The 26,775-nt window shown below is 61.3% G+C and carries 21 protein-coding genes; 2 read left to right on the forward strand and 19 right to left on the reverse strand.

Going from position 1 to position 26,775, the window contains the following annotated elements; all coding sequences use genetic code 11:
• Positions 1–29: 29 nt before the first annotated feature.
• On the reverse strand, positions 30–1,169 hold the full coding sequence (locus AC1U7K_RS07975) for a glycosyltransferase family 2 protein (protein WP_480250555.1): 1,140 nt from the start codon (positions 1,167–1,169) through the stop codon (positions 30–32).
• A 308-nt stretch (positions 1,170–1,477) separates the two neighbouring features.
• Here AC1U7K_RS07975 and AC1U7K_RS07980 point away from each other — a divergent pair, with 308 nt between their 5' ends.
• Entirely contained in the window at positions 1,478–2,389 is a 912-nt protein-coding gene (locus tag AC1U7K_RS07980) for an FkbM family methyltransferase (protein WP_480250557.1), read from the forward strand.
• Between the two features lie 52 nt (positions 2,390–2,441).
• On the opposite strand, the gene asnB (AC1U7K_RS07985) is transcribed toward AC1U7K_RS07980, so the two are convergent.
• The 8 genes from asnB (AC1U7K_RS07985) to AC1U7K_RS08020 form a co-directional block, all read right to left on the reverse strand.
• Entirely contained in the window at positions 2,442–4,397 is a 1,956-nt protein-coding gene (gene asnB, locus AC1U7K_RS07985) for an asparagine synthase (glutamine-hydrolyzing) (RefSeq protein ID WP_480250558.1), read from the reverse strand.
• A 157-nt stretch (positions 4,398–4,554) separates the two neighbouring features.
• On the reverse strand, positions 4,555–5,532 hold the full coding sequence (locus tag AC1U7K_RS07990) for a class I SAM-dependent methyltransferase (protein ID WP_480250559.1): 978 nt from the start codon (positions 5,530–5,532) through the stop codon (positions 4,555–4,557).
• Positions 5,533–5,580: 48 nt separating this feature from the next.
• Complete coding sequence (locus AC1U7K_RS07995) at positions 5,581–6,738, reverse strand: glycosyltransferase (RefSeq protein ID WP_480250561.1); 1,158 nt, start codon at positions 6,736–6,738, stop codon at positions 5,581–5,583.
• On the reverse strand, positions 6,735–7,454 hold the full coding sequence (locus tag AC1U7K_RS08000) for an acyltransferase (RefSeq protein WP_480250563.1): 720 nt from the start codon (positions 7,452–7,454) through the stop codon (positions 6,735–6,737). The genes AC1U7K_RS07995 and AC1U7K_RS08000 overlap by 4 nt, the downstream gene beginning before the upstream one ends.
• Positions 7,455–7,791: 337 nt before the next feature.
• A complete protein-coding gene (locus AC1U7K_RS08005; protein ID WP_480250564.1) occupies positions 7,792–8,577 on the reverse strand; it encodes a class I SAM-dependent methyltransferase in 786 nt (261 codons plus the stop codon).
• Positions 8,578–8,702: 125 nt separating this feature from the next.
• Complete coding sequence (locus tag AC1U7K_RS08010; RefSeq protein ID WP_480250565.1) at positions 8,703–9,833, reverse strand: glycosyltransferase family 4 protein; 1,131 nt, start codon at positions 9,831–9,833, stop codon at positions 8,703–8,705.
• Between the two features lie 367 nt (positions 9,834–10,200).
• Positions 10,201–11,475 (reverse strand): hypothetical protein, encoded by a 1,275-nt coding sequence (locus AC1U7K_RS08015; RefSeq protein ID WP_480250567.1) that lies wholly within the window; start codon positions 11,473–11,475, stop codon positions 10,201–10,203.
• A gap of 302 nt (positions 11,476–11,777) precedes the next feature.
• A complete protein-coding gene (locus AC1U7K_RS08020; RefSeq protein WP_480250569.1) occupies positions 11,778–12,641 on the reverse strand; it encodes a hypothetical protein in 864 nt (287 codons plus the stop codon).
• An 801-nt stretch (positions 12,642–13,442) separates the two neighbouring features.
• Here AC1U7K_RS08020 and AC1U7K_RS08025 point away from each other — a divergent pair.
• A complete protein-coding gene (locus AC1U7K_RS08025) occupies positions 13,443–14,312 on the forward strand; it encodes an outer membrane protein (RefSeq protein WP_480250571.1) in 870 nt (289 codons plus the stop codon).
• A 50-nt stretch (positions 14,313–14,362) separates the two neighbouring features.
• Here AC1U7K_RS08025 and AC1U7K_RS08030 read toward each other — a convergent pair whose 3' ends face one another.
• From AC1U7K_RS08030 to AC1U7K_RS08075, 10 genes are all read right to left on the reverse strand, one after another.
• Positions 14,363–15,592 carry a TIGR03087 family PEP-CTERM/XrtA system glycosyltransferase gene (locus AC1U7K_RS08030; protein WP_480250572.1) on the reverse strand — a complete coding sequence of 410 codons (1,230 nt, stop codon included), beginning with the start codon at positions 15,590–15,592 and terminating at the stop codon, positions 14,363–14,365.
• Positions 15,589–16,737, reverse strand: coding sequence for a lipid II:glycine glycyltransferase FemX (locus AC1U7K_RS08035; RefSeq protein WP_480250573.1), 1,149 nt, complete (start codon positions 16,735–16,737; stop codon positions 15,589–15,591). Before AC1U7K_RS08035 ends, AC1U7K_RS08030 begins: the two co-directional genes overlap by 4 nt.
• Positions 16,734–17,261, reverse strand: a complete 528-nt coding sequence (locus AC1U7K_RS08040; RefSeq protein WP_480250574.1) for an acyltransferase — start codon at positions 17,259–17,261, stop codon at positions 16,734–16,736. The genes AC1U7K_RS08035 and AC1U7K_RS08040 overlap by 4 nt, the downstream gene beginning before the upstream one ends.
• A 24-nt stretch (positions 17,262–17,285) precedes the next feature.
• The gene (locus AC1U7K_RS08045; protein ID WP_480250575.1) at positions 17,286–18,668 is read right to left on the reverse strand and encodes an O-antigen ligase family protein; all 1,383 of its coding nucleotides are present in this window, start codon (positions 18,666–18,668) and stop codon (positions 17,286–17,288) included.
• Positions 18,659–19,927, reverse strand: coding sequence for a DegT/DnrJ/EryC1/StrS family aminotransferase (locus AC1U7K_RS08050; protein ID WP_480250577.1), 1,269 nt, complete (start codon positions 19,925–19,927; stop codon positions 18,659–18,661). Before AC1U7K_RS08050 ends, AC1U7K_RS08045 begins: the two co-directional genes overlap by 10 nt.
• 28 nt (positions 19,928–19,955) lie before the next feature.
• Complete coding sequence (locus AC1U7K_RS08055) at positions 19,956–21,290, reverse strand: glycosyltransferase family protein (RefSeq protein WP_480250579.1); 1,335 nt, start codon at positions 21,288–21,290, stop codon at positions 19,956–19,958.
• 20 nt (positions 21,291–21,310) lie between these two features.
• Positions 21,311–23,218: an asparagine synthase (glutamine-hydrolyzing) gene (gene asnB / locus AC1U7K_RS08060; protein WP_480250580.1), complete on the reverse strand. Its 1,908-nt coding sequence runs from the start codon at positions 23,216–23,218 to the stop codon at positions 21,311–21,313.
• 12 nt (positions 23,219–23,230) lie between these two features.
• A complete protein-coding gene (locus AC1U7K_RS08065) occupies positions 23,231–24,703 on the reverse strand; it encodes a lipopolysaccharide biosynthesis protein (RefSeq protein ID WP_480250581.1) in 1,473 nt (490 codons plus the stop codon).
• A 135-nt stretch (positions 24,704–24,838) separates the two neighbouring features.
• Positions 24,839–25,795 carry a glycosyltransferase family 2 protein gene (locus AC1U7K_RS08070; RefSeq protein WP_480250582.1) on the reverse strand — a complete coding sequence of 319 codons (957 nt, stop codon included), beginning with the start codon at positions 25,793–25,795 and terminating at the stop codon, positions 24,839–24,841.
• Entirely contained in the window at positions 25,779–26,672 is an 894-nt protein-coding gene (locus AC1U7K_RS08075) for a glycosyltransferase family 2 protein (RefSeq protein ID WP_480250584.1), read from the reverse strand. Before AC1U7K_RS08075 ends, AC1U7K_RS08070 begins: the two co-directional genes overlap by 17 nt.
• Positions 26,673–26,775: the final 103 nt, after the last annotated feature.

Below are 26,775 nucleotides of genomic sequence, written 5' to 3' on the forward strand. Positions count from 1 at the left end.
TCGGAAGCCTGAGTCGCGCCTCTCACGTGCTACCGCTCCACTTTTTGCCATGTCACGGCTTGCCGGCCCACCAAATACCGCCACAGCCCGCAGGCCGCCGCCACATTGACCGCACAGAAATAGTACGGCACGTAGACGGGCATCATGCGTCGCAACGACCGGCTCAGCCACCCGCCCAGCGCTAACGCGTAGAAGGCGAGTTGGCCGGCGAGGAGAGCGGTCACCGGGATCGTTCGGGGAGCCGCGAACGACGCAAGGAGCGCGACGAGCAAGATCATCGGCACCCACCAGCGGAGCAGCTTGTGGGAAAACAGCTGGAGCGCGACGAGCGGTCGAGGCCAGGGCAGCAACAGCGACCGATAGCGCCACAACGCCTGATAGCCGCCGGCGATCATTCGTACCTTGCGTCGAAATTCCGCGCGGACGTCCGGAACGACGACCTCGACGGCACGCGCCGTAGGCTCGTAGACGATACGACGCCCGCCTGCCACGACGCGCAGGGCAATATCGAAGTCATCGGCGATCGTGTCCTCCATCAGTGGAACGAACAATTCCCGGCGCACCGAGAAGAAGGCGCCATCCACTCCGACCATCGTGCTGGCTCGGCTTTCCAGACCGTAGAGCCAGCGCTCGTACCGCATGTACGCGCCTTCGCCGAACGGCTCGGCGGCATGGTCGGCCTTTAGCGACACCTCGCCCGAGACACCGCCGACGGAAGGATCAGCATAATGACGGACCATCGCTTCGAGTGCGTCGGGCTGCAGCAGCACATTCGCGTCCGTGAAGACGAGGATCTCACCCCGCGCCTCGGTGGCTGCCACGTTGAGGGCGGTCGGCTTTCCACGGCGATTCGGATAGGCCACCACGAGGACGCGGTCCTCATAGCGACGGAGCAGCTCCTCGGTCCGGTCCGTCGAGCCGTCGGACACCGCCACGATCTGCGTGCGGCCGGCGGGATAGCGGACCGACAAGGCGTTCTCCAATTTTCGCGTGGCCCATCGCTCTTCATTATGGAAAGGAATGATGACAGAGACCGTCGGCGCGCTTGACATGGCAGGAACCGTCGCGGTCGAACGACGGCCGGAGAGAGACAACAGCAACGGATAGCCGAGGTACGCATAGAGGAGCGTCGCACCACATGCGAGCACAATCGTAAGTTCAAGGTTCATCGGGAGCAGAATGCATGCTTGGGGCATCTGACTGACTAGCAGTCGCTCGTCATCTTTACAAAGAGCCCCCAGGCCCTCTATCGGATTGCCTCTCAATGTCATGTCAGTAAGTGACGCTTTACGTGAAAGCGAGAGGCAGACAGAAGAACCGGCCTGTGGAACGGAGACCGGCGCAGTGGAAGATCGATTCGCAAAATTCCTACACCGAGACTTCCAACGTGCCGGCACGCTGCTAGGCACGATGAACGCCATGGATCGCCGATTTGACCCACTGTGGTCCAACATGGTAAGAGAAATACAAGGACGCCGTGATCCGAATACGAAGCCTGAAGATGATGCTCATGCAGACCCGCGATACGATACTCATCCTGCTGATCTCTCTCCTACGGGCATACACGACGCACACGCGGATTCTGAGAGGGCGATATCGACTGACATCTCTGCTCTACGCGCTGGCGCGGCAGGTCCGAAGTTCCGTGCCCCTGACGGTGACCGGCCACGATGGGCGACGGTTCCGGATCGATCCGCGCGACCCGCAGTACCACATGGGGCTGCTCGATCGAGGCCTGTTCGAGCCCGATGAAACGCGCCTCGTGTGCCGATGCGTCAAGACAGGAGACGTGGCGCTCGATGTCGGGGCGAACTTTGGGTGGTATACGACGTTGCTGAGCCGACTGGTTGGCCCGAATGGGATGGTTCATGTGTTCGAAGCGATGCCGACGACCGCCGACGTGCTGAAGCGAAACTGCGGACTGAACGACTGCAGCAATGTCGTCATCAATCAGTGCGCGCTCGGCGACCGACGAGGCAGCGCGACGATCTACGATGAACCGGGCCGGGCTTCGGGTGATGCGTCACTGTTTGGCGCGCCGGGCGGCCATGGCCGGTCGCATACCTGTCAGATGGAGACGCTCGATGAGTATTTCTCGGCACGCGGTCTGGATCGCTGCGATTTCATCAAATGTGATGTGGAAGGCGCGGAGTTGTTGTTCGTCCGTGGAGCACGAAATGTCTTGAAGCAGCACCGGCCGGTGATCCTGATGGAGATCAATCCGACCCTGCTGGCCCGTGCCGGGGCTTCAGCGGTCGAGCTGTTGGAAGAATTGCGACGCGAGGGCCGCTACGCTTTTCACGTGGTCGGCCGCCCTCACGAATCACTCGAACCAAGAGACTGCGAGCACATCGACACCTACCTGAACGTCCTCTGCCAACCCTCCTGACCTGCCTTGCGGTGGTCTTGCTCTCCTGACGTGCGACCTTGCCGATGCGCGGCTACACCGACACTCGGTAGTGCTGAGCCCACGTACTCAACACCAGCACCGCCCACAGCGTGGAAGCATGGTTCGCGCGGCCCTCGATGTGCTCCTCCACCACTTGCTGCAGTGCCAAACGGTTGAAGCGGGTAGACTGAGACACCGGGCCGGCGAGCACGCGTGCATAGAGCAGCTCGCGCAACTGACTCTTGAACCACCGTTCCAGCGGCACCGTAAAGCCTTGCTTGGGTCGATCGAGAAATCCGTTCGGGAATCGGTCGCGAAAAGCCTCCCGCAGGATCCACTTGCCGCCCGCTGCGGTACGGTGAGACCGGGTGGCGAAGCGCCCCGCAAGTTTCAGGCGACTGGGCACCTGAAGCGACCACGTGACGACCTCGGTGTCCAGCAGAGGGGATCGGCACTCAAGCGAATGGGCCATGCTCATCCGGTCGACCTTGACGAGAAGATCCTCCGCCATATAAGAGGCGAGGTCGGCGCCCATCATGCGGTTCAAGGCGTCGTGGCCCGGCATGGCCTCATACCGACTGCCGAGCCAGCGCAGCGCCTCGCCCTCCGTGCGAGCAAAAAAGTCGGTCGCATAGATTCGCTGTTTCGTTTCCGCGGTCATCTGTTGGCGCAACCACGCATACCGGCCGGCCGGAGGCAGCATCAGGACGTCCGCCAGTCTGCCGACTCGACGGGCAACAGGAGCGGACGAAAGACGAGCGGTGCGGCCGATCCACCGCCACGCGGCGGGCGGGACAATCGCCAAACGGTTCAACAGCCGGCCTGTGTCGTACCAGGCGTAGCCCGCAAACAGTTCATCACCGCCATCTCCGGTCAATGCGACCGTCACGGACTTTCGCGTCATGTTGGCCAAGTACCATGTCGGCAAGCAGGAGGAGTCCGCGAACGGTTCGCCTACATGGCACACCAATCGATCCAGCACCTCGATCCCGTTCGGCTCCAAGACGTATTCATGGTGCTCGGTGCCGAAGTGGCGCGCGACCGTGCGCGCATAGGGGAGTTCGCTGTACTGCTGATCCGGAAAGCCGATCGAGAAGGTCCGCACAGGCCGGTTGCTGAGTTCGGCCATCATGGCGAGGACGATGCTGGAGTCGACACCACCGCTCAAAAAGCAACCAATGGGCACGTCGCTCACCAAACGGAGCTTTGTCGCCTCGCGCACATGGTCCACGAGCTCGGCCTTGGCCTCGGGCCAAGACATCGGTCGAGTCGAAGGCGCGGCACTGAGCGCCCAATAGTGCCGGCGTTGCACCTCTCCGTTCTGCACAACCAGATATGCACCGGCCTCCAGCTTCTGTACCCCAGCATAAATGGTAGCGGGAGCGGGAATGTAGCCAAGGGTCAAGTACTGGTCCAAGGCCGCGTCATCGATGTCCCGGCTGATCCAGGGGATGGCCGTCAAGGCATCGAGCTCGGATGCGAAGACCAGCGTGTCGGGCCCAATCGCATAGTAGAGCGGCTTCTTCCCGATTCTGTCCCTTGCGAGCAGCAGGCGCTGGTTGGCGTCGTCCCAAAGAGCGATGGCAAACATACCGGTGAGTCGAGACAGCGCCTCCACGCCGTGATCCTCATACAGGTGCACGATCACCTCGGTATCCGAGGCCGTCCGGAAGCGGTGGCCGTTCTCTTCGAGTTCGCGCCGCAACGCGTGAAACCCGTAAATTTCTCCGTTGAAGGCCACCGTCACGGTCCCGTCGTGGTTGCTCAAGGGCTGTCGGCCGGTGTGCAAATCGATGATGCGCAGACGTCGGTGTCCCAAACGGACGGTATGGGTGTGATTGACGTAGACACCCGACTCATCCGGCCCGCGGTGGACCAGACGACTCGTCATCGCCTCCACCAGATGTTCATCTTTGAGGGGTCGGCCTCGCAACGAGACCATCCCAGCGATGCCACACACGACTAGAGCGGCCTCCAAATTGAAGAACACGAACCGATTTGCCGGCACTGATCAGGCGTGACAGCCGCGCGACGCCGGCGGACAAGCAATCTTCGGCTGTTACGGCTGTTCAACGCAGGGCTCCTCTCGGCGCCGCGCGATTCCGTCTTGAACAATCGATCGCACACAGCTTGCGTATGGTCGGGCGGAAGAGCTGCCGGACGCCTCACGAGACGGCCCGCGTTAGGCCGACGGAAGCGGCTGATCCTGTCACGCACACCCACCCAGGGATCCCATCGGCCACCCTTACATCGCGAAGGCCGGCGTCCTGAAACCAATCCTGCACTTCCTTCTTTGTATATCGGAACTCGTACGCCGGCGAGAGCCAGTCGAAGGTATCCAATTCGGACCATTCCCGAGGCTTATCTGGATACACGACCGCCGGTAGCAATCCCACCATATGGCGCAGAATCGGAGTGCGTGCGAGACGATAGCCGAGGGCACCGAATAGACGCGAGAGCCTCAGCAATATTGGTGGCGGGAGCCATCTGAGCACGGCGCGATAGCCATGCCGCTTGAGGAGTGCCAATCGTCCGACCTCGCGCGAGTAGACACAGACGCCGATGGTCCCGCCGGGCTTGAGCAGCGGCACCAGGCGACGAAAGAACTGCGGCGGGTTTGGGGTGTGGTGGAGAACGCCGATGCTGTAGATGTAATCAAAGGTGCCATTGGAAAAGGGGAGCTGACCGATGTCCGCTTGCAGGAGATGCACGTTCGGGCGCCTCCCGATATTCGCGTCTGCAGCCTCCACGGCACTACTCAAATCGATTCCAACTACAGTCCCGCCCCATCGAGCTACCACGTCCGCGAACCGGCCCATTCCGCACCCGGCATCCAGTATCAACCGCCCCTCGATATCGGTTGGACGAAAACCGAGTTCGATGGCAAACCGCGCTTCCGAATTGTCCGTTCCGAGGCCATCCAGCTGCGTGCGGCGGAAGAGATTCCATTGCATGCCGAAGTTGGCGGCATAGTGATCGCCCGCAAAGCGGGGAATATACCGATGGATGGGGTATCTGGTGCATCGACAACGCAACGCTCCCGACCGTACTTCTCGATTCTCTCTCTCAACGACGGGCTCCTCCAGTTGAAATGATTCCCGGCACGTCGGGCATTGCAGCAACTTGAGCAGATCGACCTTCATCTGTCCTCCATCGGGTGGCTTCGCGCGATGGCTATCGCACGGGGGTGGCTATCGCACAGTCAACGCGAACCCGTTCGTCGGCAGCATGCCGGCTTCCTGTAACACGCTCTGGTAGAGATCATCGTATCGTTCCACCGTTCGTTGGAAATCGTATGCCTGCCGTACGAAGTCCCGGCCGCTCGCGCCGAGTTGTCGTCTCATCCCCTGCTCCTCAATGAGCCGACAGAGACCATCGGCCAGTGCGTGTGCGTCGCGTGGCGGCACGAGGAGGCCTGTCGCGCCATGTCGAATGACGTCCGGTATCGCGCCGAGTTCGCTGGCAACGACCGGTTTCCCGGCGGCCAGCGCTTCGAGGATCACGATCGGAAATCCTTCCTCGATCGACGGCAAGCTGACGATGTCACAGGCCGTCAGTATTTCCGGAACGTCAGTGCGCAGCCCCAAGAACCTTACACAATGGTCGATCTTCAGATCGGTGGTCAGCCGCACGAGCCGCTCCCGTTCATCGCCCTCGCCAACGATAAGGAGTCTCGCTCGGTCGTGACGACCGACGACCTTCCGGAAGGCTTCCAACAAAACCACATGGCCTTTTTCAGGTGACAAGCGTGCCACGCAGGCGATGACGACGTCGCGATCCTCAAGCCCCCATTCCTTTCGATCGCACGGGATCGCTGACTCGTATTTGGCGATATCGACTCCGTTTTGGACGGTGATCAGCTTTTCGGACGGCAGCCCGACCGACTCTTCGAGGAAACGCCGGACCGGCTCCGCGACCGCGGTCACCCGGTCAGCCAAGCGTGTCAGCACGCGAAGCAGTTGTTGAGACCGGTGGCCTCTCAGCGAGTAATAGTCATGCTCGGTATGGACAACGCGGCAACCAGCCAATCTCCCCGCCAGCCCGCCGTAGAGCAATTGCCCAATGTGATGCGTGTGGACGACCTTCGTACCATTCGCGCGAAATTGCCGGATCAAGCCAATGAGTGGAAGCGGATCCCACTTACTCTTCCTCGAGAACGCGCCGCACGGGATGCCGTCGGCTTTTAGGAGCGCGGAGAGCGGTCCATCATTGTGTACGGCATACACCGAACACGCGTAGCGGCGGCGCGGCAGGCTCAGCGCCAAACGGCGGGCGAGGGTCTCGGATCCACCGACCGCCAGTGCGTACACCACGTACGTCAACTGGATCGGACTGTGATGCAACGTCATGACATTTCCCGGGCGTGCCGCAGCGACTTCACCGGTCGTGCCGGATTGCCCGCGACGATCGTGTACGGGGGCACATCTTTCGTGACGACGGCATGAGCAGCGACGATGGCCGCTTCTCCAACCCGAACGCCTTTCAAGATTGTGGCCGCCTCTCCAATCCACGCGTGATCGTCGATCCAGACGGACTTGATGTCCTCGGGCCGCGCCGGCTCATTGCGCATGCGGGCGATAGGATCCAAGGGATGATTATCCTCCGCCGCGATGAAGACGCGGTTTGCAATCAGCACGTGACGGCCGATGTACACGCCACGTCCCGTGACGATGCCCGTCTGATACCCGATATAGGAGCCGCTGCCGATTTCCAAGACCGGCCGGGACACGAGTTTACTACCGACGAACGTGGTGACACCGGAGATCGTCACGTTGTCACCGATGACGAGATGAATGGGGGTGCCCATCAGCAGGGGGATGCCGCCGATCACACGAAGATTGCTGCCGACACGGGCGCAACGCGTCTTGAAGAGCGGTTCATGGTAGAGCACTCGGACAAGGCCATGCCATAACGCAAGCCTCAGACGCCGTTCGTTGTACAGGAAGTCGTGCAAGCCGGGGATGACCGGCATGTGTACGGCTTGCAGAGCCTTCGCGATCCGATAGAGACGGGCGTAGAACGGCGAATCGCGCCGGCGGATTTTGACGACGACATTATCGATCATCCACTACGCCTTGGCGCTGTTCGGATAAGGTCTCGATACTTCCCCGGACTGTGATACAGAACCCGGTTTGGTTGCGAGCAGTCTCATGAGAGTCGGTCACATCGACGGACGTACGGACGGCATTTATCTTTACAAAGAATCCCGGGGAGACCTATCGGAAGGAGGCCCAACCTGCTGTAGGCATCCGGCACGGCGGTCACCGTGCGATCACCGACGAACGCAGATCATCATCGATCGCTGGACGCCATTCTTCAATCAGCTGTGTCGGGTAGCTGCCACGTGTGTCCTTAGAAGATCATCGGCGACGGCAGCCGACGAGAAAGCCTTTGACAGCATATCAGCCTACTTTTTCTAGACACGCTTTCACCGTCGACGTCAATGTTTCTCGGCCTGCAGGTAGGAAGCGATGCAGGACCTCGGTGCGACGAATCGGCGTGAGCTCCAACTGAACGATTCGAAATGGAAACTTCTCGAGCAATGCGAGGAATCGCCGCACCGTCATTCTATTCAATCCGCCTTCCACGTCTTCAAAGACTTGGGCGCCATCGCTCTTGTATCGTGCGCGGGCGTTGAGGAGGATCCGTTCCGTGAACAGGACGTGCGGCCAAGGGAGCCGTGTCATGAATTGGAGGTGGGCTCCGTAGGGGTGCCACCACGGCGGTCCAAAGGAGATGTAGAGACGGCCCTTACGCTTTAAGTAACGGGACATCGCATGAAGCGCCGATTCCGGGTCCCGGTAATGCTCAAACCCGTCAATCGAGATAATTGCGTCCATTGCTCCATGCAACTCTTGCGCATCACGGCTCGCCGCATTGATAAAGATGCAGTTCGTCACCCCGGCCTGTTCGGCGCGTGCCCGTGCCGCCGCCAATACATTCTCACGAATATCGAGCCCGATCACTTGATCCGCACCGAGAGACGCCACCTCGATTGCCACCCCGCCGTACCCGCACCCGAAATCCATCACCCTTAAGCCTGCGAGGTCGCTCTTTTCCAATCGAAAAAATCGATTCACTTCCTCGAAGGAAGACGAATAGGTCGCGAGACGAGGATCGACGTCGCTGGGCGGAATGAGGAATCGTGACAGCAGAAGCTCGCCGATCTTTCCGCCAAGAAGCCCCATCGTGACTGTACGCTCAGAGAAGAGTCGCCGCCCTCTTCCGAAGTTCCTGCCGGGAGACGGCCCGTCTCTCGGAGCCTGTCACTGTCGACGGCACACACGTGAGCGATGCTGAACCGGACATTGTGTCAATCGAGCCTGCGGGGTGCCGCATCTCTGGAAGCTGGTCCTTTTAGAATACTCCCGTAAACTCGGCGCACCGCCTCCGCCCGGCCTTCAGGGGTACAGTGCCGACGGACGTAGCGCCACCCGGACGATCCATAGGACAATCGCCGATGCTCATCATGAAGCGCATCGAGGATGGCGTCCTCCAACGCATGGGCGTCTCCCGGAGCCACCAACCAGCCGGCCCCGGCCGGCTTCAGGATATTCGGAATCGCACCAGCCCCAGTCGCCACGACGGGCTTTCCGTAGAGCAGGGATTCTAAGAGCACATTCGGCAATCCTTCGCTCAACGAGGGAATCACCACGAGGTCTATCGCCGGATACACGTCTTCGATCCGACGATCATGCCCCGTGAATACGACATGCTTAGCGACGCCCAGACGTCCCGCCAATTGTTCCAATCGCTCCTTTTCGGGTCCGTCGCCGACAAGAACGGCACGAGCATTTCCTCCACGGGCGACGACGCCTTGGAACGCCTGGAGAAACACCTGCTGACCCTTCTCAGGGCTCAATCGCCCAATCACGCCAACGACGAACTCATCGGCGGAAATGCCCCATTGGCGCCGCCACGCCAGGCCGTTTCCACCGACCCGATACTCTGCCGGATCGATGGCATTATGGATCACATGCAGGCGGCCACGGGGCACACCACTCGCGACCAGCTGATCAGCCATCACCCCGGACATGGCCACGACTGCATCGGCATGTCGGAGCATCCACGCATCCAACCGGTTGTAGAGGCTGATTCGGCGGTTCTCGCTTGTATAGCCATGCGAGAAGGCCACCCAGGGAATTCGGTGAAGACGCCCGTTAATCCAGGCGGCGAGCGCCGACTTGTAGCCATGGGATTGCAGGATCGTGGGACGATGTGCCCGTATCACCTTTGCCGTCCGCATGAGCAAGCCGACGTCGTACCGCCCGGCCTGTGCCAATACCTCGACATGAATTCCGCGCCGCGCCGCTTCGACCATGGCACGCGTCGGCTGGTGCCCCTCCAGCAGAAACATGCCTAGGACGAACCGCACGTCTTTAGCGTACTCGATGAGTTGAAACAACCCGCGAAGCGGCCCCGTGACCTCCGTCGCTGCAATCATCGCAAGGACTCGGATCTCATCGGAGGCGTCACCCTCAGATCGACTTTTTCCAGCAGGACCTCCGCCTCGCTGACGCTCCATGCCCTTCCCCATGGCGAAAGCTGACATATCGCATGCGAGCTGCCGTCACGCTTGCAGGTGGCGAGCGTGAAATCGGCTCGGACAGATGCGATCTTCCAACGCCGCCACTTTATCCAAGGGCGTGAAGGACGGGTATGGGCAAGGAGCCGGCTTGTGTGTGGCCGGAGCGAGACGTTACTGCTACTCGCCCAACTTACGGAGAGGCAAGTACGAGGTTGACGAGCAGCGATGCCGTATGCCCACAGGCGGCATACGGGCATCGCCTATTCCATCAAGCGGTCGGTGCTTATTGTCGGTGCTTCTTCTTGTACATACCTCGCGGCTGGTCCGTCGTGGTCGTCGTCGTGGTCGATGTGGTGGGGGGCGATATGGTCGTAAGGGACTGCGAGGAGGTCGATGTCGATGTGGATGTCGGGGTCGTCGATGTGGTGGAAGAGGACGTCGTTCCCGTACTCCCCGATGTACTCGTTCCGGTACTCGTCGTCGCAGTCCCCGCGGCGACCCCGGGCTGCGCCGCTTTCCGCCAAGCAATGTACGACGGGCTCCACCAGTAGTTTTGGTCGAATTGCTTACCCAAGTACAACCAATTTTGCGCGTTGGTCACTCCGCCGGCAAAAATCTGATCGCCCGCGTCGCGATATTTCGTATCGCCGGTCTGGTAGTACATCCAGCCAAAGGCGGGAACGATCAGCAGATTGAGGTCCGGTGCCGGCTGTCGGCCGCCGGTGTTGTAGCCCGGCGTGGTCGACGACAAGGTTGACGTATCAATATTCGTATAGAAAAACGACTGCGAGGCGGGGTCCCACAGAGCCGGCCACATACTGTCCAGCGCCGTTTTGATAGCCGGCGGGATACGGGAGTCGTGCGTCGCGTCGTATGCCTGGATGAGCGCCTGCATGGTGATCCCAACCATAAAGGGCCGGACGAACGACGCGGTTTTGGAGATGAACCATTGATCGATGTGGCCAAGCGCTTGGTTGACCATGTCGGCCAATCGTGCCCGGCGAGGTTGGCCGACCGCTTCGGCATTTAGGTACGCCATGATCACATACGCAACCTCGCGGCTGTAGTAGGAGTCTGCAGTCCAGTCCAGCGGTGTCCCATCCGGACAAAAGGATCCGTTTTGAGACATCAGCACGATCGCGTTCTGAGAAGTCGTATCCCCGGTCAGTTGATAGTCGAGCAGCATGCCCTTAGTAAAATCATCAAACCCGGCGACCTTTCCATTGTTCGGCATGACATAGCCGTCGCGATAAATACTCTCGGCCAGCCCTGCGCAGTATCTCCACGTCGGATCACCGGTATAGGCCGCAATCTGATAGTACACGCGCTCGCCGTCATAATAAACACTATCAGCCTGAAGGGCCCAATCCATCGCTCCGGGAGCGAGCTTACCGCAAATCTGCCGACCGAACGTCGTCATGTTGGACTCCCAGGTACTTAAGAGCGGGATCGGTGTGTCATCTGCAGACGCGGGGGCCGACGCGAAGAGAACCAGGCCGGCGCTCAGGGTAGCGACGATGCCGACGAAAAACCGAAGCAGCGATGGTTGCTGTTGCATGGCACACCCCTTTCGGTGGACAACTTGTCTCCTGCAGTCGAACGCAAGGAGAAGAGCAGTCGGTGTGCCCCTTCGTAAGTACTTGAGGGTACGTCACCTCGTCAGATCAAATTTGTACCGGCAGCGACAAAAATCAGTGGACCGCGGAGAGCGAAGAAGAATGAATATCTGCTTTGTTAGGACTGAGCGAAAATGCCGCCTGCTCGGGCTAGCGGCTGTCGCCGGCATTTGTCGTCTCCGTCGCTGCGTGCAAAGAATGGCAATCTCAAAGAGTCGAGGAAGAACAGGCAGAAGGCTGCGGGTTACTTTGCTTGGCTCGTAGACTTCGCGGGTGCTTCCCGCCATTTAATATAATCAAAGCTCCACCGGTAGTTTTGGTTAAAGTGCTTCGCGTCGTTTAAATAGGAGCCGATCACGCCTCCCGCAAAAATTTTGTCGCCGCGTTCCCGATACTTCTCCTCACCGGTCATCTTGTAGAGCCAGCCATAGAGCGGCACGATCAAGAGATTGAGGTCGGGGGCAGGATCTTCCCCGCCATGGGGCATCTCTTTGTCGGTATATTTGAATGCGCTGATGCCGGAGACCCACATGTGATCCCACATCCAGTCCGCGCCCGCTTGCAACAACGGCAAGACCTTTGGGTCCTGTGTCCTGTCGTACCAGAGAATCAAGGCCTCGGCCGTCAGGGCGGCCATGAAGGGGCGCACGTATTCAGCCGTGTGACTGATGAACCATTGGTCGTAGTGCCCCATCGCGAACCCCACCAACCGTTCAACCTCAGCCCGATCGTTGTACCCCACCGCCTCCGCGAGCAATTTCGATTCGATGTTGTAGGCCACCTCGCGGCTGCCGTCGATACGGACCATATACGGATCATGCTCGTGGCGCGCAAAGGCGGAATTGGTTGCCATCCCGATCAGGGCCTGTTTTGAACTCGCATCGCCCGTGCGTTGATAGTGCATCAACAGTCCGTGCGGAAAAATCATCCAGCCCGCGGCCCCAAACTGGTTCGGCTTCAAGTACCCGTCGCGATAGCCCTTGATCGCATTCTCGGCGCACCGTGTCCAATCCCCACGACCTGTATAGTCGGCGATCTGATAATAGACCCGGGCGGCGTCGTAATAGTTCTCCCCTGAGTCGCAATATTGGTGTCCGTAGTCTTCCATGTTCGCCTTCCACCAATCGAGTGGAAAGGTCGAACAGCCGGTAGACACCATACTGCCCAGAACTAGGGCCAGGCTATAAAGGCGCCGGCGCCATCCTATGCACAGGAACTTGGTTGATTGTGGCATCTGCGACTATCGGGATGAGGAGTGTTTTTCGACTCTACTGTTCACATTTGTACGTATATCTACGTTTGCCATTCATTATCGTCCCTGTCGTCCTCACACAGGCGGTCACACTCAAGCGCTTCTTTTGCAACGGCATTCGAACCCGTTTTACCAGTTAAATACCTAGTCATTTATTCGCATATGATCGCTTTTGGTTCGGGTCTTGCTCGCTCTTCTATGTTCTTCCGCTTTACCGGGCTACGAGACAGGCGAAGGAGCCGACGTGCGGGTTCGATAGATCGCCGTGCTGATCTCTGAGATGACGATGAGGACAAGCCACATCCCTGCACTTTCTGGGAAGAATATAGAACCTAAACATTCCGCAGCTGGAACGGGGCAGCGGCGCCGCGCCATCAGAGCGGCGTGGCGAACCGCTCAGCGAGGCGACAGTGTCCCGGGTGGCGCCTGCTGTCCGAAGGTGCGTTCAGCGCAGCTCGGACGCACCGAGTTCAGGCGCCAAGCCGTCGCCGAGCGTCCGAGCGGTCCACGCCGCTCTGTCTTCCAAGTGAAGCCACTGCCCCGTTCCGGCTGCTCTGTCACCGGTCAAACGAACTGTTGAGGACATCGATGGATAGAGTTGCCGTTTTCAGACGATCAGTCACTTCTTCCTTCACCCCTGTGAAACGGCCATCCCCGATGCTGATTCTTGCCGCGTTGGCCGTTGCTGCCTTCTTCACCGTCCCCCTGGCCGCTGCCGCTGATCCACCGACGACCGATCGCCGCCCGGCCTCCCGCATCACCGGCTTCTCTTCACCCGCGGCACCGTTGCCCGGGCCGTCCGCGTCCGGTCGTCCGCTTCGAACAGCAGCTGAGAGATCAACCGTGCCTCCACGGCCTTCACCCGCTCCTGACGGCGAGCCCAGGTTTGACTTCTCTGTTGCGGCATACGGAGGCTTGGCGGTGCCTTATAATACCGATATGAACGTCAGTGATCCGGATCCCACTATCGGTACGTTCACCTTCAAGCATTTGACGCTCCGCAACAGTCCGACGGTAGGCGCAAAGATGACCGGCTGGACATCCTCGATGCGGAGCAAGCTCGGAATCGATCTAGGAGCGGAACTTGATTACACACGCTTCACGCCCTCGCTAAAACAGAATTCGGAACCTCAGATAGTGAATTCGAGCGCGGGCCTGATGCAGGGAGATCTTGAAACGGTTAAAAGCCCCATCACGGCTCACATCGCCGCAGTAAACCTCTTGGTGCGACGACCCTTTGGAAGTAGTCCGGATTTTCCCAGTGGTCGATGGTATCCCTACCTCGGCATAGGAGGCGGGGCCGAGATTGCTCACGTCCGAATCGAAGAGACGAATGCGAGTGCGACGGATACATCAGGCATGTGGCAAGCCCTCGCCGGCGTTAAACTCTTTCTCAATAAACACGTGGCATTTTTCGCTGAATACAAAAACACATACGCTAAGCACACATTTACCTTTGATTCATCCCCCCAACGTCTAACCATTCACGCTAATCACGTTGTCGGGGGTTTAGCCTTTCACTTTTGATTGAAACCCGCCGGGGGGGGAACGCCGTCAGGATCGCGACACTCACTCCCCTAAGCGACGGGAACGCTATGACGCATCGCGGGCTGAGGCGCGATGTGGCTCTCGTATAGTCGTTCGAGATCGGCGACGATCACCTCCCAATCATACTTGTCCTTGACCAGGCGCCGTCCCGCCAACCCCATCCGTTGTCGCAGGTCGGGATTCTCGAGCAGCGTCACCACCTGATCGGCGAATTCCGCCGGTCGATCCGCGATGAGGAGATCGCGCCCGGGTGTCGCTTCGATGCCCTCGACGCCTAATGTCGTCGTCACCACGGCCTTTCCCATCGCAAGTGCCTCCAGGATCTTCAATCTGGTTCCCCCACCGATTCTCAAGGGCGCGATCATGACCGACGCTTCAGCGATGTACGGCCTCACGTCCGTGATGAATCCCGTCACTTCGATCATCCCCGGCGTCGCCAACCGCGAGATCGCGGGAACGGGGTGCCCGCCGACGATCTGAAGTATCACGGCGGGCCGCTTTTTCCGGATCCGGGGAAGCACATGACGGCAAAACCAGCGGACGCCTTCGACGTTCGCGTGGTAATCCATGCGTCCGACGAACACGAGCCGCTCGCGCCCATCCGCACCGTTGTGGCTCGAACCGGCGACGGAGTAGTCAGCAAGATGCACGCCGTTCGGGACCACGGTGATCGCTTCAACGCCTGCGCAGGTCTGGAGCAGCACCCGCTCCTCATCCGAGCACGTCAGACAATGCGTGAAGCGGCGACAAACTTCGCGCTCATACGCCGCGAGCTTGCGCCACGTCACCTCCGCGTACAACCGCTTCAACGGATTTGCGATATGCCGGGCATACCGCTTCATCAAAAGTGATTCGATGTTGTGCAGGTCGAGAACCCTGGGACAATCGAGATCGAGGCAGTATTGCGCCATGTGAAGGCTTTCGGCTTGCACGAGATCGAACGACTCGCGTCGCACGACGTCCGCGAGCAGCCGGGCCATCCGCTCGTCGCGATAATTCACGATGGGAAACGCGGTGCGACCGAAGAGCCCGCGCACGAGTTTGGCAGACGAATAGTGATGGGAGCGCGGAACGACGTGGAGCGCGCTGACGTGCTCGCGCAGTCGCTCGGCCGCTTTTGCATCGTCGATCCTCCGCATGAAGGAGGCCACGGTGACGTGATGGCGTGCGGCCAGAGCGCGGAGAAAGGCAAAGACGCGAATGCGCCAGCCGTCGGTCGGCGGATACGGAAGGTTGCCAGTAATGAACAGCAGCTTCATTCGTCCGATCGCGCCGAGGCCGACGCCCCCTGAGCCGCTTGATCGCCGGCGTTGTTCGGGCCGCCTATGCCTCGGCACCGCTGCACCACGCGTTTGGGCCATTCGATGAAGATCCGCTCACCGTACGGCAGATTCCGCTCGAGAAGACGAAAGCCGGCATAGCGCGTCGGCGAGAAGACGTAGTCGGCGTACCCTACCCATCGAACAATGTCGGCGCCAAAACTGCGCTTGAACTGATAGACCCCGTAGCCTTTGTCGGTTTCCTGTGGAGGATAATTCGTGCCCGTGCCTCCGAAATCATACAGGCGGCAGCCCTGCATCATGGCCCACCGCATCATCTCCCATTGAATGGCCCAGCCGGCGCGCTGCATCGAATAGTCGTTGCTCAGATACAACAAGGTCGCCGTGGGACCGAATCGGACCGTGATGCCGCCGGCGACGGCGGTCGCGTCCTTCCTTGCCAGAAACAGCCGGCCCATCCCGGTTTTGATGAACGTACGGTAGAGCGCATGGAAATAGCCGAGCGCCCGCACCGGAATCCGCTTCTTGATCCCCGTGTCCTTGAGCAGGCGATAAAAGCTCTCGACATCCTGCTCGCCGCAGCCTTCCTCGATCACCACCCCGCGCTTCGGGGCGTGTCTGATTTTCGTTCGGATTTTCGTGCCGAGGCTCGCAAAGACCGCCGCCTCACCGGAAGAAAGATCGCGATGCATTTCGTATTTCGGCCGATTCCAATACGACCACTCCATCGGGACCGGTTGAAAGCCCGCTTGCTGGAACGCTCGGCTCCGCTCGACGTCTTCGACGATGACCGGCGGTTCCACACGCCACAACAGGCCGCCCGTGTCGCGCGCAAGTCGCCGTACGGCTTCAATGAGCGGCAATGCATCCTCCGCATCCTTCACAAGCGGCCCGCGCGGCGAGTAGAGCAGCGCGCCCAGTCCGGCCGGCAACCGCTTCACCAGCACGAGAGCCGCGGCCGTCCAGTCGCCTCCCGCCTGGACGGCAACATAGTGCGGCACCCAACCCTGTTCCGCGCGAATCTCGCCCCATTCATACGATTGAAAGACGTTGCCGCCCGGGAGTCCGGCGACGATTCGGTTCCACACTTCCCGCTCGGGATTCACTATCGTCTGTACGCTCATGCGCTGTACACCTCAGTCAAGGGTCGAACAGGTACCGCCGGCCGGCCGTAGGCGACGACACGGGCCGGGATATCGTGCGTCACCAGCGAACCCGCGCCGATGACCGCCTCGTCGCCGATCGACACGCCGCCCAACACGACCGTTTGCGCGCCGATCCACACATGATCTCCGATGCGAACCGGAGAAATCGTGCGTGGAAAGCGCTCGATCAACCGGCTCCCGATTCGGGAGCCGGGGTCGCTGTGCGTAATGAGCAGGCAGCCCGGCGCGATGGCCGTGTGGCTGCCGATCGTCACCGCCCCGGTCAAATCGATCATCGTCCCCGTCCCAATCGCCGAATCGTGGCCCACCGAAAGATTGGCGAATCCCGTAAAGGGATTCAGCAGCATCACTTCATAGATCCGCGTGCGCGGCCCGACTTGCGCGCCCAACAGCGCCAAGCAGCGCGCCCGCAGCCGGGGATGGATGCACCATCGCAGGATCTTCTCGACCAACATCCACCACCCGACCTTCACCGGTTCCATGGTCGTTCCTCACCCTCCGCGCGTTCATCCCACACGATAGCGTGGGGGCAGCACGAGAGTCGGTCGGCCGGAGGGGGGATGTCGAGGCTCGTCCTGAAGCCCCTGGCTCCTGGACTCCTTGGCAAGCCGAATGGCGACCACGCTCATGGCCAGCAGGACATAGAGCAGCGCGCTATACGCCTGGGATAAGAAAAACCCGCCGACGATAAATCCCCACAAGCTGATTTCGAGCGCCTCCGTCAGCAACAACAGATTCTCGGCGGGCGTTTGCGGCGGCGCACGACGCCGCGCGCCTCCACTGCGGCTCAGGCGCGCAGCGGGCACGGGTTTGGACGAAGCCAGGGAGGCCTGTGTTTGCCGAAGCCCTCGAAGCGTGCCGGCTAAGAGCCGAATGAAGACCACGATTCCCACCACCCCTAATTCAACGGCGACCTGGATGAACGAATTGTGTGCCGCGTTCCATTTGCCGGCACCTTCATGAGACCAGCCTTCGGCTGTGACAAATTGGTCGATGCCCACGCCCCACGGTCTCATCACGAACATGACGAGCGCCGTCTTCCAGATGTCGGTCCGTCCACCCGCCGTGCGATCATATTCCGTCTGGGGGTCCCACATGGTTCGAATGCGCTCCTTCCAGGTCGTTCCGGCCAGCACGCCGAACACGATCACTGCGACGAGCACGATGCCGTACTTGGCCGTCCGGTCCATTCGACTCCGCCAGAGCGTGACCCCCGCGACGACCGTCAACGCCAAGATGCCTCCGCGCGATTGCGTCAACATCAGGCCATAGAGGCAAATCAGCGCGAGCCCGAGTAAGAGCACCCGGGCGGCGCGCCCGGAGGTCGAAAACAGGTAGAGCACGAGTGGGATCGTGACCACGAACAGCAACGCAAGATCATTCGCGTCGTAGCTCCATCCCTCTCTGTAATAGCGCTCGCCTCCCGGATCCTCGAACCATCCAGGCACGGCAAGCGCCGCCGTCCCGAAGCAGCACACCCAGGCCAGGCGACGAACGTCCTCGATGTTCCGGCACCAATACAGGATCAATAAGAACAGCACGACGGTCTTCAAGTAGGCGTTGAGGAGAAACCGCAGGCTGCCGCCGGGCCACACGCTGATCGGCACGAGCACCGCCGCGACACCGACGAGAATCGCGACATCGCGGACGGCGGGGACGCGAAGCGGGATTTTGTCGCGCAAATTTCCCGGCGCGTTGATCCAGAACAGCAAGGCGATGCCACCGGCGATCAACCCGGGCCGCAACGGGGCCAAGGCAGGAATCAATTCCTGGATCCGGGCGACGGAGACGGCTGCGTAAACCAGCAGAAACAACTGGCCCCAGCCCGGGAACGATGGTGACGATTCCGCCTTCGCACCGAGAGCAGCGGTTCGACTGACTACGCACATCGCATCACCAAGTCGGCGAGGTGGGCTCGGTCCGCATTCGAGACCCAGGGGTGAGTGGGAAACGTCACGAGCCGGCGGCTCAATGATTCGGCCACGGGGCAGGGATCGTCCGCGGCGAGCCATGAACGCAGCGGCGCCAATTGTGACAGCGCAAGCGGATAGCCGCCCGTCACGCCAAGCCCCGCACGCCGTGATGCTATCAAAATCCGCTCTCGCATCCCGGCATCCCGAGCGAGCGCCGGGAGACGCAGATACGCGCCGTGATCGCCCGCGAGCGGCATGAGGCACTGCACGTCGCTCCCCCGCAACTCACGAGTCAAGGCGAGCGCCTGATGTTCCCGGCATCGACGCAGCACCGGCTCGAGCGGCAACAACCTGTGGAACAGCGCCCGTTGGAACACCGTCATGCTTCCGGTCTCGAACGCCGGATCGAAGATCGAAGAACCAAGCTTGAGAAAGGGCATGGCCGCGGGAAGCCAGTATGCCCTCGGTCGCATGCACGAGGCCATGGCGATCGTCTGCAGGACTCGTATCGCATCACGAGTACGGCGCGAGACCTGCTCGACCAGCATTCGGCGGCACCGCTCGGCGAGATGCAGATCATCGGTGCCGATCAGTCCCCCGCCGGCGCCCGGAAGCGTCTTCCCGCGGCTGGCGCTGAAGAGGCCTACCGTGCCCGACGTTCCGCCCGGGCGTCCCCCGCACACGATGCCGAGCGCCTGGGCCGCATCCTCGATCACCGGGATCTGACGCGCACGCGCGATCTCCACGATGGCGCCGATTCGCGATGGAAGACCGTAGAGGTGATCCGCGAGCACGCACAGAGTCTTGGAGGTCATGCAGCGCGCCAATCCGGCCGGATCGATGCCGAGCGTCAGCGGCTCCACGTCGCAGAGTCGAATGGCCAGGCGGGCGTGGACGACGGCGGCAGGTACCGAGTAGGACGTGTACGCCGGAATGATGACCTCCGTCCGATCTGGATGAACCTCATGCAACGCCCTCAGGACAGCGCTGAGGGCGGCTCGCCCGGAGACCGCATAGCCCCAATGCGGAAGGCCGGTCTTCTCGCGCAAGGCCGCGGTGAGCGCGTCATGCTGTGCCGTGCCGCGTACGGTGGCCGCAATCGCGCCGATCACCGCGCGTGCCGGAATCCACCCGCCGATCGGCGGCAGCACACGCAGACGACCTTGCATGACGGCGCGGAACGCGCGTGCCACGCTCACCGGCAGCTGAGCACGGGATACCGCACCGACCGGCATGGCACCGGTGTCGCCGCGTGTTCCAGCCTCACAGCCCATCGAGGTACCCTGCCAAGCGTGCGGTGAGATGACGCATGTTGAATTCCTGAACGACCGGATCTTCCCATGGCCGGGATACGCGCTCCGGTCGAGCCCGCGCGCGGCGGAGCGACGCGAGAATCCCTTTCCGGACTTCCCCGGGATTTTGATAATGCACCGCCACCCCTCGCCCCGTGCGCATCAGCACATCGGCCACCGCTCCACGGCTGCCGATATTCAAAATCATCGAGCCCGCGGCCAACGCGTCGTAGAGCTTGAACGGAATTTGGATGGGATGGCGCTCGTCGAGGACGAGTACGACGTCGCTTTCCATGGTCTGCTTGAGCGCCTCCGTGCGAGGGACCGGCGCATGGAGCGAGACAATATCGCGCAGACCGAGTCGGTTGATCATCGCCTGGACCGATTCTCCATCCGCCAGGCTTACCTGTCCCACAAAGCGCACGCGGACGTCATCGGCGGTCACCGTTCCCTCTTGGATCAGAATCGACAGGGCGGTCAAAAAGGGCTCGGGGGTCCGGCCGTGGTAGAAGGTTCCAAAATATGAAAAGACGATCGGTCTTTCCGCTCGACCCTCATAGCGAAGCCCCTCGAACTCCGCCGGATCAAATCCGCTCGTGAGCGTCTGAAATCGGTCCGGTGGCAGGCAGTAGTGCTCTTTGCGTGCCTCGTCGGTCATCGCCGCAGTGACCGACAAGATGAGGTCGGCTCGCCGCATGACGGCCTCGATGACCCGCGTCTCGAGCCGATCGGTGAGCCCGGTGCGGAAAATGGGAAACTTGTGCTTGAGCGACCAGGGGTCGCGGAAATCGGCAATCCACTTGACGGGCTTCAGACGGCTGAGGAACAACCCCACTAGATGACAGGTGAAGGGCGGTCCCGTCGTAATCACATGGCGGATGCGCTGAGCCCGGACCACGGCGACGCTGCGGGCGAGGGCCGGAATCAGCCACGCATTCTCGCGATCGGGAAGAGAGGCCAGCGCCAGGAGGTTCCGCTTCACGCTGAAGCGGCTCGGCGCGACGAAGCATTGTTCGTAGGGCACGATCACCCGCGCAGCCTCGCGCTCCCGCTGCTCCGCGGAAATGGCACGCCGCGCCCGCCACTGCTCGTACGTTTTGATCGGATGCGGCCACTCCGGGACGTCATGCACGTCGCCTGACGCCGGAACATCGTGCATCGCTTGTCCGGCCGACGGCACGGCGGCCCTCACGATGGTTGGTCGCCAGCCGAACTCGGGCAAATACCGCGCGAAGAGGCTGGGCCGAACGCCGCCCACCGCCGCGCTGGGCGGATAATGATAGGCGATGATCAAGACATCCCTCATGTCATGCCGTCGAGGTGGCATTACAGCGTCGCCGCGAATTCTTCCTGCCACAATCCGAACACGAGGAGCGGCCAGAGGTGCCACCAATCGTGTTGTGTCGGCGCCCGCTCGTTCAACACGTCCGCAATGCGTCGGTCGTTGAATAAGCCGGTTTCCACGAACCGCCGCGAGTGAATCACATCCCAGGCAATCGCCCGCAGATCACTCTTGAACAGGTTCCACACCGGAACCGAGAACCCCAGCTTGGTACGCTTCAGCACGGCGTCGGGCACGACATCTTTGACCGCTTCGCGCAAGACGTATTTCGCGATGTAGCGATCGCGGCCTGCTTTTCGTAGCTTCATCTCCGCCGGCAGATTGGCGGCAAACTCGACAAAGGGATGGTCCAGGAACGGCACGCGGAGTTCCAGCGAATGGGCCATCGTCATCTTGTCGGCCTTCAGCAGCAAGTCGTCGGGGAGCCAGTATTTCGCATAGACGTACAGCATCTGATCGAGCGGCCCGCAATGGGCGACGCGCCGGTACGCCTGGCGCACAAGATCCTCGGACGGCGTCATCGCCTCCGATCGTAACGCCGGTCCATAGAGGTCCCGCTTCAGGTCCTCCGAAAAGAACGACGCCATGTGAACGGGTCGAAATTGGAAGTAGTGCGCCATGCCCTCTTCCGCGATCCGGAGGTACTCGGCCAGCCGAGGAGAACGAAACAGAGACCGATTCAACGGATGGACCAGCGCCCGCCGAATGACCCGCGGCACACGACTGAACCATTCGGCTCGCCGATGGCCCTTGAGCGGGTGCCAGAACGTATAGCCGGCCAGCAACTCATCGCTGCCTTCGCCGGAGAGCATCACCGTCACGGAGCTGCTCGCCATCTTCGAGAGATGGAACAGCGGGATCGCGGAGGGGTCCGCCATCGGCTCTTCCATGTATCGAATGAAGTCGTGCAGCCCGTCCGCATACTGCCGACCGGTCATGATCAATTCATGATGATCCGCCTGGAAGTGTCTGGCCGCCGTGCGAGCATACGGCAGCTCGTCGAACTCGTTGCCGAGTTCCGTTTGAAAGCCGACCGAGAACGTCTTCACTTTCGTGCCCGCGTGCTTCGCCACCAGGCCGAGGATCACCGTGGAATCGAGCCCGCCGCTCAAGAAGACGCCGTGGGGGACTTCGCCGACGAGATGCCGCACGGTACTTGCCTCGAGCTGGCGCCCGCACTCCGCGATCAGTTCGTCTTCGGGAAGGGATAATTTCGAGGCAAATTCCAAATCCCAGTACTGCTTGACGGTCAGGCGACCGTCCTTGAGCGACATGCAATGACCAGGCGGCAATTTGAGGATGCCGCGCCACATCGTGCGCGGCGCCGGGGTGTAGCGAAACGTGAGATAGTCGTGCACGGACTGCGGATGAATCGACGGCCGGCCGGGCATCGCCGCGAAGAGCGCCTTGATCTCGGAGGCGAAGATCAGTGCGCCATCGGCCTCGTGGTAGTACAGCGGCTTGATCCCCATCCGATCGCGCGCGAGAAACAAGGACCGGGCGCGCCCGTCCCAGATCGCAAACGCGAACATGCCGTGCAGACGATGGAGGCAGGCCTCCCCAAGGTCCTCGTACAGATGCACGATGACCTCGGTGTCGCTCTGCGTCCGAAACCGATGGCCGCGCGCGAGCAGTTCGTCGCGGAGCTCCCGAAAGTTGTAGATTTCGCCGTTATAGGTAATCCAGACCGTCTCATCCTCATTGCACAACGGCTGATGGCCGCCGGACCGATCGATAATGCTGAGCCGACGGTGGCCGAGGCCAACACCCGGCCCCAAGAACAATCCTTCATCGTCGGGACCGCGATGAGTCATCGACCGCGTCATCCGCTCGATCAATTCCCGATCGACGGGCGAGCCGTCATACCGCACGATTCCTGCAATGCCGCACATCGCTGTCTCGTCCTATTTCGCCGGTGTCAGCACACGGCCCCGCGTCAGCAGCCAGCCGCCCAATTCGAGCATCTCATTCGCGATGCGACGGCCGCGCCACATGACGAGCGCGGCGTAGACCGCGACGCCGAGCCCGCCGGCCGCCGCCACACGCGTCAGCCGCGCGCCGAGGCTCTCGGCCGGCACCGTCACAAGGACCAGCCATACGGCGAGCGCCATCCCGAGCGCCGCCGACAGCACCGGGAGGATTTCGTGCACCACGGCTGCCCCATCGAGGCCCAACTCTTTCCACGCCGCGCGCGCCATCCAGTACATGAACACGGGATAGGCGGCAATCCACGCGACAGCGACGCCGAGCGCGCCCCACCACCAGGCGCCGATCAGAAACGGAACGGGCATGCCGATGAGCAGCACCGCTGTCCATCGAAACAGAAAGCCGCTGCGATACCGAGCCAGCAGCACGGGAGGAAACAAGACTTCGATCGAGTGAACGACCGCGTACACGCAGAAGATCTGAAAGACGGGCACGATCGGCAACCATCGTTCGCCCAACGCGACACGGACGACATCGTCGGCGAGCAGCGCCATCCCGCAACTCAACGGAATCGTGATGCAGCCGACGAGCCGCAGGACTTTGAAAAAGGACAGCCGTAGCGACGCCTGGTTGTCCTGAAAATGGGACAGCATCGGAAACATCATGTGATTGACGACGACCGAGATCTTCGTCACCGGCAACGTGGCGAGATGTTTGGCCATCGAGTACAGGCCCAGGGCATATTCCCCGATCACCTTGCCGACAATCGCGCTGTCGAGTTGGGAGAACACCGACCACCCGGCATTGGCCCCCACGGCAGAGAGGCTGTACCGAAGCATGGCGCCAAGGCGCGGAGACCGGAACGACCACCGCGGCCACCAGGGATACCACCAGAGGATGACCGCCGTTTGCATCGCCGCTTGGGCGAGCATGCCGAACACGAGCGTCCAGAGTCCCGCACCCCACCAGGCGAGGGTCAACGTCAACGGGATGGCGATGAATGCGGCCGTCATTTCCGCCTGTGCGATCCGATCGAGCCGCAGGTCTTTGCGCAACATCGAATCCGGGACGATCCGGAGTGCCACCAACAGCATCGCGAGACTGGAGACGCGCAGCGCCGCCGTGACTCGGGGACTCTCGAACCATTGCGCGATGAAGGGGGCCGCCGCGAACAGGACCAAGTAGGCGACGCCCGTCGTGACCATCGTCAACCAAAAGCACACGCTCAGTTCGTCATCGTCCAGATCTTTGAATTGGACGATCGCGCCGCCGAGTCCCAGGTCGGCCAGCATTGTGATCGTCCCCGTCCAGATTCCGACCAACGCCATCACCCCATAATCGGTCGGGCTCAACCACCGGGCCACGAGGATGGTACTGAGGAAGGACAGGGCTTGAAGACCGCCCCGCGACCATACCATCCAGAACAGCGATCGGGCGATGCGATCCTTCATACGAGCCCACGTGCCTCGAACGACTCGGCCTGTCCGCCTCCCGACTCTATGGCCTCCACGACAGAGGCGGCAATGCTGTACCTCGGACCACGCTGGCGAGCGCCGTCGTCGAGTTCGCGATCCGCTCTCCGGCTGTCAGAGCGCTTTGCTCGGTGACCATACGCGTTCGAACTTGTGTCGAAGGAGCATCGCGAGTCCCTGGGGGTAATACCGGACCACGGTATGGAGCGCCGCGAGCGCGTTCCGGATCCGCCCCGCCCGCGCGTCGGCCACCATTTGCCACACCAGCGGCGGGCCGCACGCATCTTGGTACTGACGCACTCCTTGCCGGTACGCCTCGCTGTAGACGCGGTTGTCTTTGACGAAGGGCCACTGGTCCCGCATCACGCGAATGCCCGTGCTCAACATGACACCCCATCGTTGCGTCAGTTGGTTGGGATGCCTTCGATACTCGGCCACCACCTGGTGATGGCAATGGATCGGATAGAGCCGCGTGATCCGAAGCCATAAATCCCGGTCCTCATTGAACCGCAGATCTTCACGGAAGCCCCCGACCGCGAGCAGCGCCGTTCGCTTGACCATCACGGTGGCCGGCGGAGTAATGAAGCCGAAGCGCAACAGCGCCGCGTAGTAGTCGGGTTGATCGGAGCAGGAGTGCCGGTGCCAGGTGCCTTCCGCCCCGAACCACTGATAATCGCCACAGACCAGCGCCAGATCAGGCCGCCGTCGAAAGATCTCCAGGGCGGTTGCCACATGGTGGGGCAGGAGCCGATCGTCGGCATCGAGAAAGACCACGAAGCGCCCGCGCGACGCCCGAAGCCCGGTGTTCCGCGCCGCGGAGGGACCGCGATTCTCCGGATGGCGCAAATATCGGACGCCTTGGTACCGGGCCACCACTGCCTCCGGGTGGTCCGGCGAGCAGTCGTCCACGACCACCACATCGACATCACCATGGGTTTGCGCCAACGCGCTCTCGATGGCTTCGGCAACAAAGTGCGCCTGGTTGTAGCACGGGATGACGACACTGACGCATTCCGGCATGCCGACCCTCGTCGCGATGCCGGCAGTGTGATGATCATCGGATCGCGGCATACTGTTTCCGTATTTTCTGCTGGACGATGTCGATGAGGCCCTGCGGATACCAGCGCAGCAGGACGCGCAGCAGACGCCGTGCGCGACGCCACTCGCCGGCTTTGACCGCAGCCACCCAACTCCAACTTAACGGAGGCCCGTACATTTCTTGCCGGGCATGGAAACCCTCACGCCAGGCGCGCTCATAGTCCGCTCGCCCCTTGACGTAGGGCCACTGCGAGCGAAGCACCGTCATCGCGCTCTCCAACATGAGGTCCCACTTCTGAGACGTTTGCTCGGCATGCCGGCGGTACTCCGCGATGACCCGGTGATGGCACGAGATGGGGTAGCGCCGGGCGATGCGCAAATAGAGTTCCTGGTCTTCGGCGCTCCGCAAGGCGGTATCCCAGCCCCCCACGGCGAGGAGAATCTCACGTCGGAACATCACCACGTGCGGCGGACCGATAAAATTCCCGCGCAATAAGGTCGCATAGTGGTCCGGATTCGGCCGGCAATCATGGATGTGCCGCGTATCGCCTTCGCCAAACCACCGGTAGTCGCCGCAGACAAAGCCGGTGTCCGGATGGCGCTGCAACTCTTCCAAACATGAATTGAAATGTTCGGGGAGCAACCGGTCGTCCGCATCGAGGAACACGATGAACGTCCCTCGGCTCTCCTCGATCCCACGATTGCGTGCGGCGCACCGTTCCTGCCGCCGTTGGCGAACGTATCGGACCTCGGGATACGAGGCGCAGACCGATGACGGATCGTCCGGTGACTCATCATCGACCACCACGATCTCGTACAACGGGTACAACTGAGCGATGACGCTCTCGATTGCGTCCGCAAGGAACTTCGCCTGCTTGTAGCAGGGGATGACAACGCTGACGAGATCCAACCACTCGCCTCTTCACGTCCGCGCTCGTTTATCGTCGCACGTGCACTGCGCTAGTGTCCTGTCTCTGAAGTACGTGGAATAAGTTGTGCATTGGTGGTGTCCT

The organism is Nitrospira sp. Vd2, from assembly GCF_979581665.1.

What these genes read in the sequence shown, in the direction of transcription:
- AC1U7K_RS07990 (WP_480250559.1), bottom strand. Translation starts at nt 5,532, where the DNA reads ATGAAGGTCGATCTGCTCAAGTTGCTGCAATGCCCGACGTGCCGGGAA.
- AC1U7K_RS08045 (WP_480250575.1), bottom strand. Translation starts at nt 18,668, where the DNA reads ATGTGCGTAGTCAGTCGAACCGCTGCTCTCGGTGCGAAGGCGGAATCG.
- AC1U7K_RS08005 (WP_480250564.1), bottom strand. Translation starts at nt 8,577, where the DNA reads ATGGGGCTTCTTGGCGGAAAGATCGGCGAGCTTCTGCTGTCACGATTC.
- AC1U7K_RS08040 (WP_480250574.1), bottom strand. Translation starts at nt 17,261, where the DNA reads ATGGAACCGGTGAAGGTCGGGTGGTGGATGTTGGTCGAGAAGATCCTG.
- AC1U7K_RS08020 (WP_480250569.1), bottom strand. Translation starts at nt 12,641, where the DNA reads ATGGAAGACTACGGACACCAATATTGCGACTCAGGGGAGAACTATTAC.
- AC1U7K_RS08010 (WP_480250565.1), bottom strand. Translation starts at nt 9,833, where the DNA reads ATGATTGCAGCGACGGAGGTCACGGGGCCGCTTCGCGGGTTGTTTCAA.
- AC1U7K_RS08025 (WP_480250571.1), top strand. Translation starts at nt 13,443, where the DNA reads ATGCTGATTCTTGCCGCGTTGGCCGTTGCTGCCTTCTTCACCGTCCCC.
- AC1U7K_RS08050 (WP_480250577.1), bottom strand. Translation starts at nt 19,927, where the DNA reads ATGCCGGTCGGTGCGGTATCCCGTGCTCAGCTGCCGGTGAGCGTGGCA.
- AC1U7K_RS08070 (WP_480250582.1), bottom strand. Translation starts at nt 25,795, where the DNA reads ATGCCGCGATCCGATGATCATCACACTGCCGGCATCGCGACGAGGGTC.
- AC1U7K_RS07995 (WP_480250561.1), bottom strand. Translation starts at nt 6,738, where the DNA reads ATGACGTTGCATCACAGTCCGATCCAGTTGACGTACGTGGTGTACGCA.
- asnB (WP_480250580.1), bottom strand. Translation starts at nt 23,218, where the DNA reads ATGTGCGGCATTGCAGGAATCGTGCGGTATGACGGCTCGCCCGTCGAT.
- AC1U7K_RS07975 (WP_480250555.1), bottom strand. Translation starts at nt 1,169, where the DNA reads ATGAACCTTGAACTTACGATTGTGCTCGCATGTGGTGCGACGCTCCTC.
- AC1U7K_RS08055 (WP_480250579.1), bottom strand. Translation starts at nt 21,290, where the DNA reads ATGAGGGATGTCTTGATCATCGCCTATCATTATCCGCCCAGCGCGGCG.
- AC1U7K_RS08035 (WP_480250573.1), bottom strand. Translation starts at nt 16,737, where the DNA reads ATGAGCGTACAGACGATAGTGAATCCCGAGCGGGAAGTGTGGAACCGA.
- AC1U7K_RS08030 (WP_480250572.1), bottom strand. Translation starts at nt 15,592, where the DNA reads ATGAAGCTGCTGTTCATTACTGGCAACCTTCCGTATCCGCCGACCGAC.
- AC1U7K_RS08065 (WP_480250581.1), bottom strand. Translation starts at nt 24,703, where the DNA reads ATGAAGGATCGCATCGCCCGATCGCTGTTCTGGATGGTATGGTCGCGG.
- AC1U7K_RS08000 (WP_480250563.1), bottom strand. Translation starts at nt 7,454, where the DNA reads ATGATCGATAATGTCGTCGTCAAAATCCGCCGGCGCGATTCGCCGTTC.
- AC1U7K_RS08015 (WP_480250567.1), bottom strand. Translation starts at nt 11,475, where the DNA reads ATGCAACAGCAACCATCGCTGCTTCGGTTTTTCGTCGGCATCGTCGCT.